This window comes from Mycobacterium sp. 2YAF39, from assembly GCF_052114565.1.
Lineage (GTDB): Bacteria > Actinomycetota > Actinomycetes > Mycobacteriales > Mycobacteriaceae > Mycobacterium.
The window spans coordinates 236,959-252,724 of the sequence record NZ_JBFREZ010000003.1; the positions used below are offsets into that span (position 1 = coordinate 236,959).

Sequence of the window (15,766 nt, forward strand, 5' to 3'; positions counted from 1 at the left end):
GGTCAGTACACGCCCTCGATGACGGCCTCGCCCTCGAAGGTGGCCACGGGCGCGATCTCACTCACCGAATCCCCGATCTGGCCGGGCAGTCCGCGCATCCGAATCGCGCTGTCGCGTTCGAGATTGTTCGGGATGAACATGCCCTTGCTGATGTGGTTCATCACCACCTGACCGCGCCTGCCGTGCTCGACCTGCTCTCCGGTCTCGGGATCGACCACCCAGAAGACGACGTACGGGCTGCGGGGGTGAAACACGAACTCGCCCTCCGGCGTCGTGCGGGTCATCGCCTGCGACAGGATCATCGTGCTGCCGAACGCCATCGTGATCGTGGTCTGCGGGAAGATCTCTCGCAGCAATTCCAGCGTGTCGATGTCGACATGCGCCCCGCTGAGCAGCAGGTAGCGGATGTTCTCGTTGACCAGATCCACCAGCCGGTCGTCGCGGGCGATGGCATCGAACAGTGGCGGCGAAGTGTGCATATTGGCCACGCGCTGGGTCTGCAGGATGAACTTCGCCTGTTCGAGAATGTGGTCGACGTACATCGACACCTCGGTGGCGACCCCGCGCGCGGTGAGCTTCTTCACCCAGCGCGGGTCCAGGTCGACGCCGTGAAAGGCCGACCCCAACCGCCGCGAAACCTCGCGGGAGAAATAGCCGACCCCATGGGGACCACTCGGCATGACGCACACGAGTCCGCCGCCGCGCACGAAGCCGCCCGTCGCGAAATCGTCTACCTGCCAACGGGTCACCTGCTCGACCCAGTCGGGCAGCTGGGCGGTTCGCTTCGGCGCTCCCGTGGTTCCGCCCGATTCGAAGATCAGCGGGATCGGCGCGGGGCTTCCATAGCCCTGTGGGATCAGGTCCTCGACCGGGGCGTCGCGAAGCTCGCTGAGCAGGTTCGGAAACTTGCGGAGGTCGTCGAACGTCTCGATGTCGGTCAGCGGATCGAAGTCAAGGTTCTGCGCCGCGCGCAACCAGAACGCGCATCCGGTGTCCTCGCCGAAGTGCCACGCGATCGCAGAGCGAAGGAACGCACCCGGATCGTCGACCGGTAGTTCGCGCGGGACATCCAACAACGAGAAGTCGACACCAGCCACGACGCCAATCCTGTCACCGTCGAGTGGCTAGTTATGGCACGCATCTCGCGAAAATCGGTGCGTTAACTTCCCATTCGGCGAGCGTTCATCGCTCTCCGCGGCGCGCGAGTTCGGCAAGCATGGCGTTGTACGCGGCGAGGTCGGCATCCTCGTCGCGGTCAGCGGCCCGGTCCAGCCGTACGGCGGTGCGCTCGTCGCTACGGCGCCACTGGATCAGCAGCGCGATCATCACGATGACCAGCGGTATCTCCCCTGCCGCCCAGGCGATTCCACCGCCCAGCCGTTGATCGCCGAGCAGGTCGGTGTGCCAGTACAGCTGCAGCGACTTGTAGAACGCCTCTCCCAGCACGGTGTTGGTGCTCATCAACACGACACCGAAGAACGCGTGGAACGGCAGTGATGCGAACACCATTGCGACCTTGCCCAGCGGTGGGATCGGACGCGGTGTCGGGTCCACACCGATGACGACCCAGTAGAACAGATAGCCGGTCAGCAGGAAATGCAGATTCATCGCGAGGTGGGCGGGATGGCTGTCCACCGCCGCATCGAAGATCCCGCCGAAGTACAGCCCGTAGAACCCGGCGACGAACAGGATGGTCGCCACGAACGGATTGGTGAGCACACGCGACACCCGGGAGTGCAGGGCGGCGAGCAGCCACTCCCTCGGGCCGGGTGCATCGCCGCGACCGGCGGCGGGCAACGCCCTCAGCGCGAGCGTGACCGGAGCGCCGAGCACGAGCAGGATCGGGGTGAGCATCGACAGCAGCATGTGGGCGGCCATGTGCATGCTGAACATGGCAGGCATGTACCGGCCGACACCCGACGACGTGGCGAAGAGCAACACCAGGCATCCCAGCAGCCACGCCGCGGTCCGGCCGACGGGCCATGCGTCGCCGCGGCGCCGCAGCTTGACCACGGCGGCGAGGTACACGAGTGCGAACACGATCGCGGCCGTGCCGAAAACCAGGTCGAAGCGCCAGTCGAACAGGATCCGCGCCACGGTGAGGGGCCCGGCGAGGTCGTAGCCGATCTCGATCGCCGGGATCGACGGATTGAAGACCGGCGGCGGGGGTGGCGGAGTCCGGCCCAGCGCGACGGCGATGCCGAACGTCAGGCCGAACACCACGGCTTCGACGAGCGCCAGCCTGATCAACGGTCCCCGGGCGCCCGGATCCGACTGCAGCGCGGCGATACCGCGACGGCGCTGCAGCCACCCGAACGCACCGAGTACGCACAACGCCGTGGCTTTCGCGAGGATGAGCCAGCCGTACGTGGTGTCGAACAAATCTGCCGGCTGAACTCGGACCAGGGCGTTGACGACGCCACTGAGCGCCATGGCCACGAAACACCACAGGGCGACCGCCGAGAACCGCCGCGCAGCCAGGTACGAATGCTCGCCGCCGCGTAGAGCGTGCACCAGCAGCGCCAGCAAGCCGCCTGCCCACAATGCGCCGGCCACCAAGTGGATGAGCAGACTGTTGGTGGCCAGATCATGCGAACCGCCCGACGACGAATGACCGGTCAGTGCGAGCGGCAGCAGGGTGGCCAGGGATCCGGCGAACAGCAGCGGCGTTGGCGACCAGCGCAGCACCGGGATGCTGGCGATGGTCACGGCGGCGGCGATGAACGCCGTCCACCGCCATGCGCCAGCGATTTCGACCAGGCTCGCCACCGACCAGATCGCCGACGGATCGAGACGCGACGCCAGCGGCTGGCCGGTCACATCGGAGACGGTCAGCGGCACCAACAGCGCCGCGCAGACGGTCCACACTGCGGACGCGACGGTGCCGAGCCGAAGCGCGCGGTAGCCGCTCGCGTCGAGCACCCCGTTGGCTTGCGGCGGCACCAGGAACGCGGCCAGCAGAAACGATCCGACGGCGACCACCGCGGCGATCTCGCCCGCCGCCCGGACAAACGGCAGGCCATAGGTGGTCACCGGGCCGGGATCGGGCAGTCCCGTCGCCGTCAACGCGTCCGCGAGCGACAACGCGGCGAGCCCCGCGGCGACCGCACCGGCCAGCACCGCGACTCCCACCAGCACGGGCCACACTGCGCTGCTGCGCACGCTGGAAGCGACCGTGGTCATCTGTTCAGCGTATGGCGTGACGGTGCACCGGCCCGCGGGGCCGGTTCTACACCGATTCGCTGCGCAGGCTGCGCCGCTCGACCTCGCGCGCGGAGAACTGCTCGAGCGCGATCTGCTCGACCTTTTCCATATCGCGCAGAATGCCGTGAAGCTCGTCGCGGAACGCTGTACGCCGATCTTCGAGATCGGCGGCGGGCGTCAACAGATTCTGGTCGGCGACCACCTGGCGCGCCGTCGTGAACAACAGGGCCGACACCGACTCATTGCTGCTCACGCGGTGCTGCGCGATGAACTGATTGCCGAGGCCCAACGCCCTCTTGGTCAGCTCTTTCTCGTCGATGTCGGCGGGTGAGTCGCGCAACACGTCCGCCACGATCTCGTAGGCCTCGAAGAATGGCCGCAGCATCGCACCGGCGATCAGCGGTCGTTTGACGCGCAGCAGGTTGTCGGCATCGCCCGACGATACGTGCGATTCCCAGTCCTGGTGCCACGACAACTCCTCGGCCACATGCTCGCGGAACGCAGCGGAGTCGGCGAAGTAGAAGTCGAACTTCAGCAGAGCCCGCAGCCGCATCGCCTGGCTCCAGAACGCTTCCAGCCGATCTCCTTCGGCGCGCGCTGAGTACGCGAGAGCCAGGTCGACGATTGACGTCTCGAGAAACGCGTCGATCAGCGTGTTCCGGTAGAAGGCCGCCTGATGTTCGTCCTCCGGTGCGATGAGCCAGACCGGTTCCCTGCCACCCTCGACACACGTGACCGGATGGCGGTTGGAAAGAGCGTCGAGCGCGGCACGAACTCCGTCGGGTGTCCTCAGCCGCAACGCGCTGTTCGTCATCGGGGTCTGCTTGCGCTCCAGATAATCCAGCGAGTCCTGCAGAGTGTGGTGCAGCTGGTCGAGGGTGAGGGCAACCCCACGGGTGGTCAGTAGCAGCGCCGAGACCAGAGCGGTCGCGTTGACCGGCGTCGCCCGCAGGATCCGCCACGCCACCTCGAAGGCCATCTTCTGCATGGCAAGGCGTTTCGCGGCATCGTCGGTGGACATCGGACCGTGTGGCGCACCAAGGTATTCGCGCATCGACACCGCTTCGGGGAAGCGGACGTAGATCTTGCCGTAATTGCGCTCGCCCTGGGCCTTGATGAAGTTGTACAACCACGACAAACCCTCGGGTGTCTTCTCGCCGCCCTGCGCGTACGCCGCATACTCCGCGGTTTCATGCAACTGATCGAAGCTGATCGACACGGGCTGCAGCAGAATGTCGTCGCTGCGACCGTCGAGATAGGCGTCGGCGACGTACGCGAGCAGACCCAGCTTGGGCGGCAACATCTTTCCGGTACGTGAGCGTGTGCCCTCGATCGACCAGCTGAGGTTGAACCGCTTCTCGACGATGTAGCCGACGAACTGCCGCAGCACGTATTTGTACAGCGGGTCGTCGAGCTTGCGGCGCAGGAAGATCACGCCGGAGTGGCGCATCAGCGGCCCCATGAGACCGAACGACAGGTTGATGCCCGCGAACGTATGCACCGGGGGTAACCGGTTCTCCTGCATCGCCACCGGCACGATCACGCCGTCGAGATACGACCTGTGCGAGAACAGCAACACCGCCGGATGGTTCTCCAGGCTGCCGCGCATCGCCTCGACCTGGGCGCGGTCGTAGTCGACGTTGGGATCGAATCCGCGGCTGAATATCGCGCGGCCCAGCGACGGGATCAGATCGACCGAGAACCGGCTCCATCCGGTGGAGAGTTCGTCGAGCATCTCCCCCGCTTTCTCGACGTCCGCACCCGGAATCTGTTCCAAGCCTTCACGGAACCGCGTCGAGGCAAGGATCTCCGGCTTCATCAGCCGCGGGGACTTGTACTCCGGTCCGAGCAGGCTCAGCTCGACCCGTTCGATCGCCAGGATGGCGCGGCGGATGACGAAGCGTGCGAACTCCCGTGCGTTCTCGGCAACCGTCGTATCGGCCCACTGCTGCCGTAGCTCGGATACTTTCGCGGGTTCACCGGCGACCACCCGCGCGCGAGATGGATCCTTGCGCAGGATGCGGCGCTGCAGAAGCTCCGGTGGCCGGTAGGTGTCGCGACCCGACAGCAGCGACACCACCTTCGAGCGTGTCGGCAGTCCGCCGGGCACCCAGAACACCCGCACCGGTACGACGGAGCGATCCTCGTCGGCTTCCAGCTCGGCGACGAGCTGGGCGAGCACGCTTGGCGGTGGATCGTCGGCGGGCAGCCGCAACACGTCGAGCTTGGAGTCGGGATGCTCGCGGCGCTGTTGCTCCAGCCAGTCGTTGAGCAGCTCGACTTCAGCGGGCGACCCCACCGACGCCAGCACGAGTGCATCGTCGGTCGGGGTGAACTGCGCGAATCGGTCGGATGGAACGTTCACGGCCGGCCTTTCGGCGCAGCCCTTTTCGCCGCCGTCTTCTTGGCTGGCGCCTTCTTGCCCGTCGCTGTGCTGGCGGTGGTCTTCTTCGCCGTGGTCTTCTTGGCCGTGGTCTTCTTGGCCGCGGTCTTCTCGGCCGTGGTCTTCTTCGCCGCGGTCTTCTTGGCCGTGGTCTTCTTCGCCGGCGTCTTCCTGGCCGTCTTGCGCTTGTACAACTCCGGAGTGGTCAGCTCGCCCTGCGGCCAGTCCTTCAGCGTGTCGAGGTAGAGACCGCGTACCTCGGCGATGCGATCGGTCAGGTTGTCGTGCGTCCAATCATCAACGGGGATGGGCGGATACACGATGACGTCGACGGTTCCGGGATTGAACGTGCTCGAGTCGCGCGCAGCGATGACCTCGGCGTTGCGGATCACTATGGGCACGATCGGGATTCCCGCCGACATCGCGATCCGGAAGGGACCCTTCTTGAACGGACCGACCTCGGTGGTGTCCAGGCGCGTGCCTTCGGGCGCGATCAGGATCGACAGACCCTTGCGGGCCAGCTCCTCGACCTTCTTGAGTCCCTCGACGGCCTTCTTGGGATCGTCACGGTCGATGAACGCCGCATCCATGATCTTGCCCATGGTGCCGACGATCGGGTCGTTCTCCAGTTCCTTCTTGCCGACCGATGTGAAATTCGATTCGACCAGTCGTCCCGCAATGAGCGGGTCCGCCTGGTTTCGGTGGTTGAAGATGAACACCGCAGGCCGCTCGGCCGTCAGGTTCTCCTTGCCCTGCACGTTCAGCTCGACCCCGATGGTCGTCAGAAGTGTCCGGCCGAACGTCGACGTGAAGAAGTTGACGCCGGTGCGCCTGTTACGGGTCAGCAGGCCGAGGCCGATCGCCGCCCCGGCGATCGGCATCATCGACGCGATACCGGCGGCCGTGCGCAGCTGTGACACCGGGCTGCTTCCGCTGCGGCTGCTGAATCTCAGTACGGGCCAACCCCGTTTGGCTGCGACCGCGGCGAGCTTGCCCGCCGGATTGGTGGGCCGCGGATTGCCGACCAGATACATCAACGCGACGTCTTCGTCACCGTCGGCGTAAAAGTAACTCTTCGAGAGGTCGACACCGTTCTTGCCTGCGAACGCCTGCACCGCCCTGGCCTTGCCCGGTCCCCAGATGATCGGGGTGAGAACCTCACCCGTCAGCAGTCCGTGCTCATCGGTCTCGAACTTGTTGCTCAGCACGTTCTCGATGCCGAGGAACCGTGCGACCGGCTCGACCTGCACCGTCAACGCAGACGAGCTGAGCACGACGGTGTGGCCGCGGGCCATGTGAGCGCGGACGAGCTCACGCATCTCGGGATAGATGCGCCCCACGATCTTCTGCACGAAGAGACGCTCGGCCAGTTCGTCGATGTCGGCGAGCGAGTTGCCCCGCAGCATGCGGGCGCCCTTGCCGATGAGGTCCTCGAATTCAGAGCGGCCGAGTTGATGGTTGAGCCCGGCCTGCACCATGCCGATGAACTCCCCGACCGACATCTGGCGGCGGCGTAATCGATCCTGCGTCATGATCACACCGGTGAACCCGGCGACCAGCGTGCCATCGAGATCGAAGAACGCGCCGACCTCGGGCCCGGCCGGGCTTGCCTGTATCTCGGCGACGGATCCCGGCAGCCGCATGGTCTTGCGCGTGGGTTGCGAAGCTTGGCCGTTTCCCGAAGTCATTGCAGCGCACTTCCGTTCGGTGAGATGTGGACGGGTTCGGACGGGTCAATCGAGAACGACGCCGGTTCCGCGCGACCTTCGCCGCCCAGAGCCAGGACTTCGTCGAATCCCGAAAGCAGGCAGCGTGCCCACAGGTCGGGGTCATCGATCGCGGCCCGGTCGTAACGCGTAGTGATGGTGCAATATCCCGCTCGGGAGATCAGTACCACCATCATGGCCACGCCCGGCAGCGGGCCAATTCCGTACTGCCGCAGAATCTTCGCGCCTGCGATGAACGTATCGCCCGCATAAACGGGCACATTGCTGGCCTGCACATCGGAGTTGACGATCGATCCGGCCATCGACTCGAGCACCGAGTCGGGCAGCAGGCTGACCACCGGCGCGATGGCGCCGACCATGTCGATCGCGCGCTCTTCGCGCTTGCTCGTCATCTGTGAGCGGATGTTCTTGATCCGCACCTCGGGGTCCTGCAGCCCGATCGGCGCGGCGAGATTGACACCGGCGAAGCGGTTTCCACCCGCGGGATCGGCTTCGGATCGCAGGTTGACCGGGACCGCCATCGGCAACGCGTCGATCGGAACGCCCTTGGCGTCGTGGTAGAGCCGCAGCGCACCACACAGCCCGGCCAGGTACGCATCGTTGATCGAGCCGCCCGCGGCCTTCGACGCGCGGTGCAGGTCACCGAACTTGATGTCGATGGCCTCGCTGCGCGACGAGAGGCTGCGCCGGCGCAGCACCGGTGACGGTTCTGCGACCGGTCCCATCACCCGCGCACCGGACATCGCGTAATCGATGACGCTGCCCATGCGCGAGATCGGGTCACGGATCGCTTCGCCCACCACGTGGGCGGCGCCCGACACCACACCAGCCATTCGGCCCACGATCGTGCCTGGGAGGCGCCTGAACCCTTGGCGCATAAGGTCGTTGGGCGAGAGGTCCTGCGGGATCGGCAACGGCGGAATCGCCTGCGGCGCAGGATCGCGTTCCAGGTCGTAGATGTGGGCGAACATCTCGACGGCGCCGACACCGTCGGTCACGGCGTGGCTCAGATGCATCATGATCGCCGCGCCGCCACCCTCGAGCCCCTCGATGAGCGTGGCGGTCCACAACGGTCGGGAGATGTCGAGCGGTGACTGCGCCGCGACGTCGGCGAGGTCCATCACCTGTCGCAGGGTCCCCGGTTGGGAAATCCGGATCCGGCGCAGGTGGAAGTCGAGGTTGAAATCGGGATCGACCACCCAACGCGGCGCCACCGTCGGCAGCGTGGGCGTGACGACCTTCTGCCGGAGCCGCAGCACCTTGCGCGAGGCGTTGTCGAACCTGCGGCGGAACTGCTCCCAGTCCGGGTCGGAGTCCAAGATCTCCAGGGTCATGATCCCCGAGCGGGTGCGCGGGTTGGCCTCACCGCGATGCAGGATCTGGTCGAACGCGCTGAGTTCCTCTGGAAGTCCGTCCGCGTCGAGGTCCGGCACGTCGCTCATGACTCGTTGATCTCCTCCCGCTCCCCGCCGATCGATGGTCACCACGCTAGTCCGCTGCGCGGAAGCGCGAAGCGCCTTTAGTGGCTGTCGCGGAGCCTGGAGGCGCTGGACAGCTCGCGGAAGGCTGTCGCATCCATAACACCCGCCTGCTGACCATTCCTGCTGGGTGATACGCGGAGCGTGACCGACGTTCCGTATGCGTCGGGCCGCACGTAGTAGCACTCGTCAGTCTCCGGGCAGTAGATGCACACGATGTCGATTGCGCCCTTGTCCATCGGAGTCGTATGCGTTCCGTTTCGATCCACCCACATAGACCGGAACTGAACTTTCACGGCACCTGCACGCGCCGACCGGTATTTCACTTGAAGTCGGTGAAACTCTCCGGCGGCATATGCGACAAGATCGAAGGGTGCGTGCTCCGTCGCCGGAAACAGCACCGTGAAGCCTTGGCTCACCAAGTCGGCGTGGACTTTGGCGATGCCCAGGTCGCCCTTGTCCCTCGTGTGGTGCGTCGCCATCGATTCAAGAGTAGGGGATGACCCATCCATCGGTTTGTGGGATTTCGATAAGGTGTGTGCGCTGGCCCCCGTAGCTCAGCGGATAGAGCAGCCGCCTTCTAAGCGGTTGGCCGCAGGTTCGAGTCCTGCCGGGGGCGCTTACTTCCTCCCGCGATCTCGCGTACCATGCCCGTGAACGATAGGGTTTGCTAGAAATCCTTCGGGAGGGGCGAACGAATGGCCAGGGCTGGCAGAAAAGACGCGGTCAAGGTCGCGATCAGCGCTGCCGCGATCGGGGTTGCAGCAAGTGTCACAGCCGTTGCAGTCACCCAGCCCAATTCCGTCTCCTCGTCCCTCGTCGATCTGGCCGCCCTCATCGTCGTCGGCAGCTCGACAAATCCCAGCGGAGCTGGTGTCGCTGACTTCTTCGGCGGCAAGTTCCGCGACCCGATCTACACCGGCCCCAACGGCGACGACATCGTCACAGTGAACTTCTACGACGGCACGGCCGGCATCCAGGCGGCGCTGGACGCAAACCCCGGCGAGCGCAACGCCGTCGTGGCGTCAGGCTGGGGTGCGGCGAACGCAAGTTTGCTGCTGTTGCGAGACAACCCCGCGTACAGCAACACCACGTTCATTCTCGACAACGACGTCGCCCGGCCCGACGGTGGCTTCGGCACCCGGTATCCCTTGTTCGCGCTCATCGGGGTGAATCCGTATCCCACGCCGAGTCAGACGTCCGCCTCGTGGGTCGTCAACACCGGCTACGAGTACGACTACAACTCGAACGCGCCTGCGTACGCGTTGAACCCGTTCTCCGCCGTCAACGCACTCGCGGCATACCTGACCACACGCCTGAACCAGGCCGAGGTCGACCTGCCCGTCGACGCCGAGGGACGACCAATCGCCCCTGACGGCACTCCGCTCACCTGCGATGGTGCCAACACGTGCGCGATCACCGAGAGCCACAACGTCCTCGCCTGCCCGGATGCCCGGTGCAGCTCACCAAGCGACAGGATCACTGCGTACGTCACGACGCGGAACAACACCACCTACGTCACGTACACGACCAGGGAGCTGCCGCTCACCACACTGATTCGCGGCATCTTCGGCGACTACATCGCCAACGTGTCGGCGCCGCTGCTGAAATGGGCGGTCGACTTCGGCTATTACGGCGGCAACCCGATCCCCTCGGATCCGAGTGCCTACCGTCCCGGCCGAATTTTCCCGTCGATCGGCGACATCTTCACGGCGTTGATCAAGCTTCCCGGCGCAATTCTGGAGACCCTGGCCGCGATCGTCGCGCCGTTCTTTCCAAGTCCGCCAGCGGTCACCAACACTCAGATGCTGAGGACCGGAACGCCGTCGACGCCGGAAGAGTCCACGACCGAAACGGGCGAAGAACTCAACGCCGAATCAAACGAAGATCAGAACGAAGTCAAGTCCCAGACGAACGAACAGCTCGGTGCCGATACGAACGGCGAACTCACCGAAACGCCCCAGGAGCTCACGACCGAGACCACCGAGGAGCCCACGGTTCCCGGCAATATCGTCGACGAGAACACCAAGCCGTTGATGAACATTCTGCGGAACAGCCTCACGGCGCTGCCCGGAGGATTCTCCGTCGACCCCGGCAATGGCAGCACCACCACCCCGACACCTGGTCCGGAGTCGGTTGAACCGGAGCAGAACTCGCAGCTCGGAGCTGGCACCGATCCGACCGTCACGGATCCGACGACTATCAATACCGGTGTCGACGGCGGCGCCACAGACACGAAGCCCGGCGGCAAGGACGACGACAATTCGTCCGACGGCGGACAGGCCGCGGCCGCATAACGAGCGCTTTACCGCTCATATCCGCTTCTCCGAGGCGCACTGCTCGATACACTCCCGTGGTGAGATCCAAGGTCGCGGCGACAGCGGCCGCCGCAGTTCTGACGGTTGCGCTGGCTGCCCCGGCGTATGCCGCTCCACCGAGCTACGGCAGCAACGGCGTCTTCAACGTCGCCACCAACCCACGTGACGGGTGGTCCACTGCGTTCATCCAGCCGGGTCACTACCGGGTCGATCAGGCACCGAGCATGTACCCGTATCAAAGCGCACAAGGCTTCTGGTTCCGGTGCAACAACTTCCCATGCGGGCCTGGTTTTCCCCGCAACGTGATCGCGTCCGGACCCGCGGTGCGCGACGCCCCCACCTTCGTCGACATCCTGCCCAGCGATGTCGCGGTCTCGCTGAACAACGTCACGTTGACGATCGCCTGACCCACGCGGTCACTAGGCTGATCCGCGTGTCTGATCCCGTACTGGTCCACATCGATCACAACGTCGCCGTCATCACCATCAACGACCCCGACCGCCGAAATGCGGTCACGGCCGAGATCTCGGCGGCATTGCGATCGGCGGTGGACGCCGCCGAGGCCAACCAGGACGTGCACGCGCTGATCGTCACCGGAGCGGGTAAGGCGTTCTGCGCCGGCGCGAACCTGACCGCGTTGGGTGAGGCCACCGAAGACGGCCTGCGCGTCATCTACGACGGGTTCCTCGCCGTCGCCAACTGCGCGCTGCCGACGATCGCTGCGGTCAACGGCGCGGCCGTCGGCGCCGGGCTGAACCTCGCGCTGGCCGCCGACGTGCGCATCGCCGGCCCGGCGGCGCTCTTCGATCCGCGCTTCCAGAAGCTCGGCATCCATCCCGGCGGCGGCGCCACGTGGATGCTGCAACGTGCCGTCGGTCCACAGGTGGCCCGCGCGTCGCTTCTCTTCGGCATGAGTTTCGACGCCGAGGAGGCGGTGCGTCACGGGCTGGCGCTGCGGGTCGCCGAGGATCCCGTCGCCGCCGCTCGTGAACTCGCCGCAGGGCCTGCGCGTGCACCGCGCGAGGTGGTCATCGCGACGAAGGCTTCGATGCGGGCGACCGCCAATCCCGGCTTCATCGACAGCGATCAGCACGGCATCGCGGTCGACACGGAGCTCGGCCCGCAGGCACGCTCGATCGAGTCGCCGGAATTCGCACGCCGGCTCGAAGCCGCCAAGCGCAGGTGACCTAGAGGTCGAGGAGCGCCAGTTCCGGCGCCTCGATGAGGGCACGAAGTTCGGTCAAGAATCCAGCGGCCTGCGCGCCGTCGACGATGCGATGGTCGAACGCGCACGTGAGCGTCATCGTCGGCCGCGCCACCACTTCTCCGGCGACGACGACGGGACGCGGCTTCAGCGAGCCCATTCCGAGGATCGCCGCTTCCGGGTAGTTGATCACCGGTACGCCGTCGTCCAGCCCCAGCGCGCCGAAGTTGGACACCGTGAAGGTGGAGCCCTGCAACTCGTTCGGCATCAGCGTGCCGGCGCGAGCCTCCCCGATCAGGCGAGCAACGACGTCGGCGAGCTCGCGTGTCGTCTTGTCCTGTGCGTCCTTGACGACCGGCACCAGAAGGCCCCGCGGGGCAGCCACACCGAATCCCAGATGCACCGCGGAGTGCAGGTGGATCTGCGGACCGGCGGTGGTGTCGACCCACGTCGAATTCAGGTTCTGGTGGTGTATGAGCGCAATCGTCAACAGCCGCAACGTGAGAACGAACGGCGTGAGCGGTGCGTCATCGCCCGCCTGGTCGCGGATCCGGTCACGCAGCCCCAACAAATTGGTTCCGTCCACCTGCACACTCGCATGAGCATCAGGTATCTCACTGCGCGACAGCGACATTCGACGCGCCATTTCCGCCCGCACACCGCGCACGGCCACCATGTCGGGTCCCGGCGTTGACCGGCCCGCCGAGGACAGCACGTCCTCACGCGTGATCACACCGTCGGCGCCCGAGCCCGCGAGCTCGTCCAGCTCCACGTTGAGCTCCGCCGCAAGCTTCCGTACCGACGGTTTCGCGCGAGGCCGTGCCGACGCCGGCCGCACGGTGCGTCTGCTGTCGTCCATCTCGTCGTCAGCGCCGTATCCGACCAGTACCGGCCTCCGCTTCACACCCGTGAAGACGGTCGGCTCCGCTTCGGTCCCCACCGCATCCGTCTCGATACGAACCAGCACCGCACCGACATTCAGCGTCTCACCCTCGCCGCCGCCCAGCTCGGTGATCCGCCCGGCGTACGGACTCGGGATCTCGACCTCGGCCTTGTTCGTCTCGACCGTGCACAGCGTCTCGTTCAGGTCGACGATGTCGCCGACCGCGACGCTCCAGCTTGTGATCGTCGCGTCCTCGAGTCCCTCGCCGAGATCGGGAACGAGGAAGTCCTTCACCTCACCGCTCATGGCTGTTCCAACGTCCGCTCGACGCAATCGAGGAGCCGGTCGACTCCCGGTAACCACAGTTTTTCCAGCCGCGCCGGCGGGAACGGTGTGTCGAATCCCGTCGCGCGCAAGACCGGCGCCTCGAGGTCGTAGAACAGTTCCTCTTGGATGCGTGCGGCCAGTTCCGCGCCGAAGCCCAATGTCCGCGGACCCTCGTGCATGACCACCACACGACCCGTCTTGCGCACAGATTCGGCGATGGCGTCGAAGTCCAGTGGATTCAGCGATCGCAGGTCGAGCACCTCGATGCTCCATCCGTAATGCTGCGCTGCGAGTTCGGCCGCGCTGACCGCTGTCGCGACCAGTGGGCCATAGGTCACCACCGTGACGTCGTCGCCGCTGCGCCGGATGGCTGCCCGTCCGATCGGCAGACCCGGTGTGTTCGTGTCGACGGGTTCACGGGACCAGTACCGTCGTTTCGGCTCGAGGTAGACGATCGGATCCCGGCAGGTGATCGAGTGCCGCAGAAGCCAATACGCATCTGTCGGAGTCGATGGCGCCACCACCTTGAGACCGGCGGTGTGCAGCCAGTAGCTCTCCGTGGACTCCGAATGATGTTCGACGGCGCCGATTCCGCCGAACGACGGAATCCTGATGGTCACCGGCATGTCGATGTCACCGCGGGTCCGCATCCGGTACTTCGCCAGATGACTGACGATCTGGTCGAACGCCGGCGCGGAGAACCCGTCGAACTGGATCTCCGGAACGGGGACGAAGCCGCGGATCGCCATCCCGATGGCGATGCCGATGATCGCCGACTCGGCAAGAGGTGTGTCGAAGCACCTGTGCTCGCCGAAGGTTTCGGAAAGGCCCTCGGTGACACGGAAGACGCCGCCGAGCTTCGCGACGTCCTCACCGAAGACGAGCACACGGTCGTCGGCCGCCATCGCGTCGTGCAGTGCCCTGTTGATTGCCTGTGCCATCGTCAGAGTCGGAGCCACCGGGACGGTGGTCAGTAGCGGACTTTTGCTATTTCCCGGGTCACTTCGTTCCTGCCCTCTGCCCGGTTCGTCGTCGCCGTGAAACGTTGGCCGCTCGATGATCTGAGTCACGTCACACCTCCTTCGCGATCTCCGCCAGCATCTGCTCGCGCTGTGCCGACAGATCCGGGGTGATGTCGTGGTAGACGGTGTCGAACACGTCGGTGATGTCGAAGTCGTCGGCGTCGACAACCGCCTCCCGGAGTTCGGTGCGTAATCGCTTCGACTTGGCGGCAACCCGTTCCTCGAGCCGCTCGCTCCATACGCCTTCTGCTTGCAGGTAGGTGCGGTAGCGCTGAATCGGATCGCGTGCCGCCCAGTGTTCGACTTCCTCGTCGGATCGATACCGGGTCGGGTCGTCGGACGTGGTGTGTGGCCCCATCCGGAAGGTGACCGCCTCGATGAGGGTCGGTCCGCCGCCGGCCCTGGCGCGCTTGGCGGCCTCGGCCGTCACCGCATAGCAGGCCAGCACGTCGTTGCCGTCCACCCGGATGCCGGGCATGCCGTAGCCGATGGCGCGGTGCGCGATCGACGGCCCGGCAAGCTGCCTGCTCACGGGAACCGATATCGCCCACTGGTTGTTCTGCACGACGAATACGCACGGCGCCTTGAACACCGACGCGAAGTTCAGCGCCTCGTGAGCATCGCCTTCACTGGTGGCGCCGTCGCCGAGAAAGGCCACCGTCACCGAGTTCTCGCCCAGCCGCTGCGCCGCCATCGCCGCGCCGACCGCGTGCAGGCCTTGCGTGCCGATCTGGATCGAGATCGGCGCGACACACTTCTCGGTGAACCCCAGCCCCCCGTGCCACTTGCCCCGCCAGACCGCGCCGATCTGTGCCGGCGTGAGTCCGCGCAACAGGAACGCGCCGATCTCGCGGTACTGCGGGAAGAGCCAGTCGGTTTTGTGCAGGCACGCCGTCGTTCCGATCTGCGCGGCCTCCTGACCACGGCACGACGCGAACAGCGCCAGCTGACCCTGGCGTTGCAGATTGACGAACTCGGTGTCCAGTTCCCGGGTCACGACCATCGACTCGTAGAGCCAGGCCAGGGTCTCGGGTGGGAGGTCTCGTCGGTACCGGGATTCGGTGGTCGGCGTCCCGTCGGGGGCCACCAGCTGTATCGGCTCCAAATCGACGCCTGGCTGTGTCCCAGACGTCAGGATGCTCGCATCGATCCCCGCCATACCGCCTCCTAGGGTCACTGGCGGCGGATCGCGCCGTCAGGCGACTGAGGTGCTCAGTACC

12 protein-coding genes and 1 tRNA gene are annotated in these 15,766 nt (G+C 65.8%); 4 read left to right on the top strand and 9 right to left on the bottom strand.

Annotated elements, in window-relative coordinates; translation table 11 throughout:
• Positions 1 to 2: 2 nt before the first annotated feature.
• The 6 genes from AB4Z42_RS10515 to AB4Z42_RS10540 all read right to left on the bottom strand — a co-directional run bounded on the left by AB4Z42_RS10515 (position 3) and on the right by AB4Z42_RS10540 (position 9,274).
• Positions 3 to 1,097 (bottom strand): phenazine antibiotic biosynthesis protein, encoded by a 1,095-nt coding sequence (locus tag AB4Z42_RS10515; RefSeq protein ID WP_442009104.1) that lies wholly within the window; start codon positions 1,095 to 1,097, stop codon positions 3 to 5.
• Positions 1,098 to 1,182: 85 nt separating this feature from the next.
• Complete coding sequence (locus AB4Z42_RS10520; protein ID WP_442009105.1) at positions 1,183 to 3,183, bottom strand: cytochrome c oxidase assembly protein; 2,001 nt, start codon at positions 3,181 to 3,183, stop codon at positions 1,183 to 1,185.
• Between the two features lie 46 nt (positions 3,184 to 3,229).
• Positions 3,230 to 5,569: a glycerol-3-phosphate 1-O-acyltransferase gene (locus AB4Z42_RS10525; RefSeq protein ID WP_442009106.1), complete on the bottom strand. Its 2,340-nt coding sequence runs from the start codon at positions 5,567 to 5,569 to the stop codon at positions 3,230 to 3,232.
• Positions 5,566 to 7,275, bottom strand: a complete 1,710-nt coding sequence (locus tag AB4Z42_RS10530) for an HAD-IB family hydrolase/lysophospholipid acyltransferase family protein (protein ID WP_442009107.1) — start codon at positions 7,273 to 7,275, stop codon at positions 5,566 to 5,568. The genes AB4Z42_RS10525 and AB4Z42_RS10530 overlap by 4 nt, the downstream gene beginning before the upstream one ends.
• The gene (locus AB4Z42_RS10535; RefSeq protein ID WP_442009108.1) at positions 7,272 to 8,756 is read right to left on the bottom strand and encodes a wax ester/triacylglycerol synthase family O-acyltransferase; all 1,485 of its coding nucleotides are present in this window, start codon (positions 8,754 to 8,756) and stop codon (positions 7,272 to 7,274) included. The genes AB4Z42_RS10530 and AB4Z42_RS10535 overlap by 4 nt, the downstream gene beginning before the upstream one ends.
• A 77-nt stretch (positions 8,757 to 8,833) precedes the next feature.
• The gene (locus tag AB4Z42_RS10540; RefSeq protein WP_442009109.1) at positions 8,834 to 9,274 is read right to left on the bottom strand and encodes a group I intron-associated PD-(D/E)XK endonuclease; all 441 of its coding nucleotides are present in this window, start codon (positions 9,272 to 9,274) and stop codon (positions 8,834 to 8,836) included.
• Between the two features lie 64 nt (positions 9,275 to 9,338).
• Here AB4Z42_RS10540 and AB4Z42_RS10545 point away from each other — a divergent pair.
• The 4 genes from AB4Z42_RS10545 (at position 9,339) to AB4Z42_RS10560 (ending at position 12,296) form a co-directional block, all read left to right on the top strand.
• A tRNA-Arg gene (locus AB4Z42_RS10545) sits at positions 9,339 to 9,411 on the top strand.
• 79 nt (positions 9,412 to 9,490) lie between these two features.
• Positions 9,491 to 11,089 carry a PE-PPE domain-containing protein gene (locus AB4Z42_RS10550; protein WP_442009110.1) on the top strand — a complete coding sequence of 533 codons (1,599 nt, stop codon included), beginning with the start codon at positions 9,491 to 9,493 and terminating at the stop codon, positions 11,087 to 11,089.
• Between the two features lie 59 nt (positions 11,090 to 11,148).
• On the top strand, positions 11,149 to 11,517 hold the full coding sequence (locus AB4Z42_RS10555; RefSeq protein WP_442009111.1) for a hypothetical protein: 369 nt from the start codon (positions 11,149 to 11,151) through the stop codon (positions 11,515 to 11,517).
• 26 nt (positions 11,518 to 11,543) lie between these two features.
• Positions 11,544 to 12,296, top strand: a complete 753-nt coding sequence (locus AB4Z42_RS10560; protein ID WP_442009112.1) for an enoyl-CoA hydratase — start codon at positions 11,544 to 11,546, stop codon at positions 12,294 to 12,296.
• Between the two features lies 1 nt (position 12,297).
• On the opposite strand, the gene AB4Z42_RS10565 is transcribed toward AB4Z42_RS10560, so the two are convergent.
• From AB4Z42_RS10565 to pdhA, 3 genes are all read right to left on the bottom strand, one after another.
• A complete protein-coding gene (locus AB4Z42_RS10565) occupies positions 12,298 to 13,503 on the bottom strand; it encodes a dihydrolipoamide acetyltransferase family protein (protein ID WP_442009113.1) in 1,206 nt (401 codons plus the stop codon).
• Positions 13,500 to 14,465, bottom strand: a complete 966-nt coding sequence (locus tag AB4Z42_RS10570) for an alpha-ketoacid dehydrogenase subunit beta (RefSeq protein ID WP_442009558.1) — start codon at positions 14,463 to 14,465, stop codon at positions 13,500 to 13,502. Before AB4Z42_RS10570 ends, AB4Z42_RS10565 begins: the two co-directional genes overlap by 4 nt.
• A 130-nt stretch (positions 14,466 to 14,595) precedes the next feature.
• Positions 14,596 to 15,705, bottom strand: coding sequence for a pyruvate dehydrogenase (acetyl-transferring) E1 component subunit alpha (pdhA, locus tag AB4Z42_RS10575; RefSeq protein WP_442009114.1), 1,110 nt, complete (start codon positions 15,703 to 15,705; stop codon positions 14,596 to 14,598).
• Positions 15,706 to 15,766: the final 61 nt, after the last annotated feature.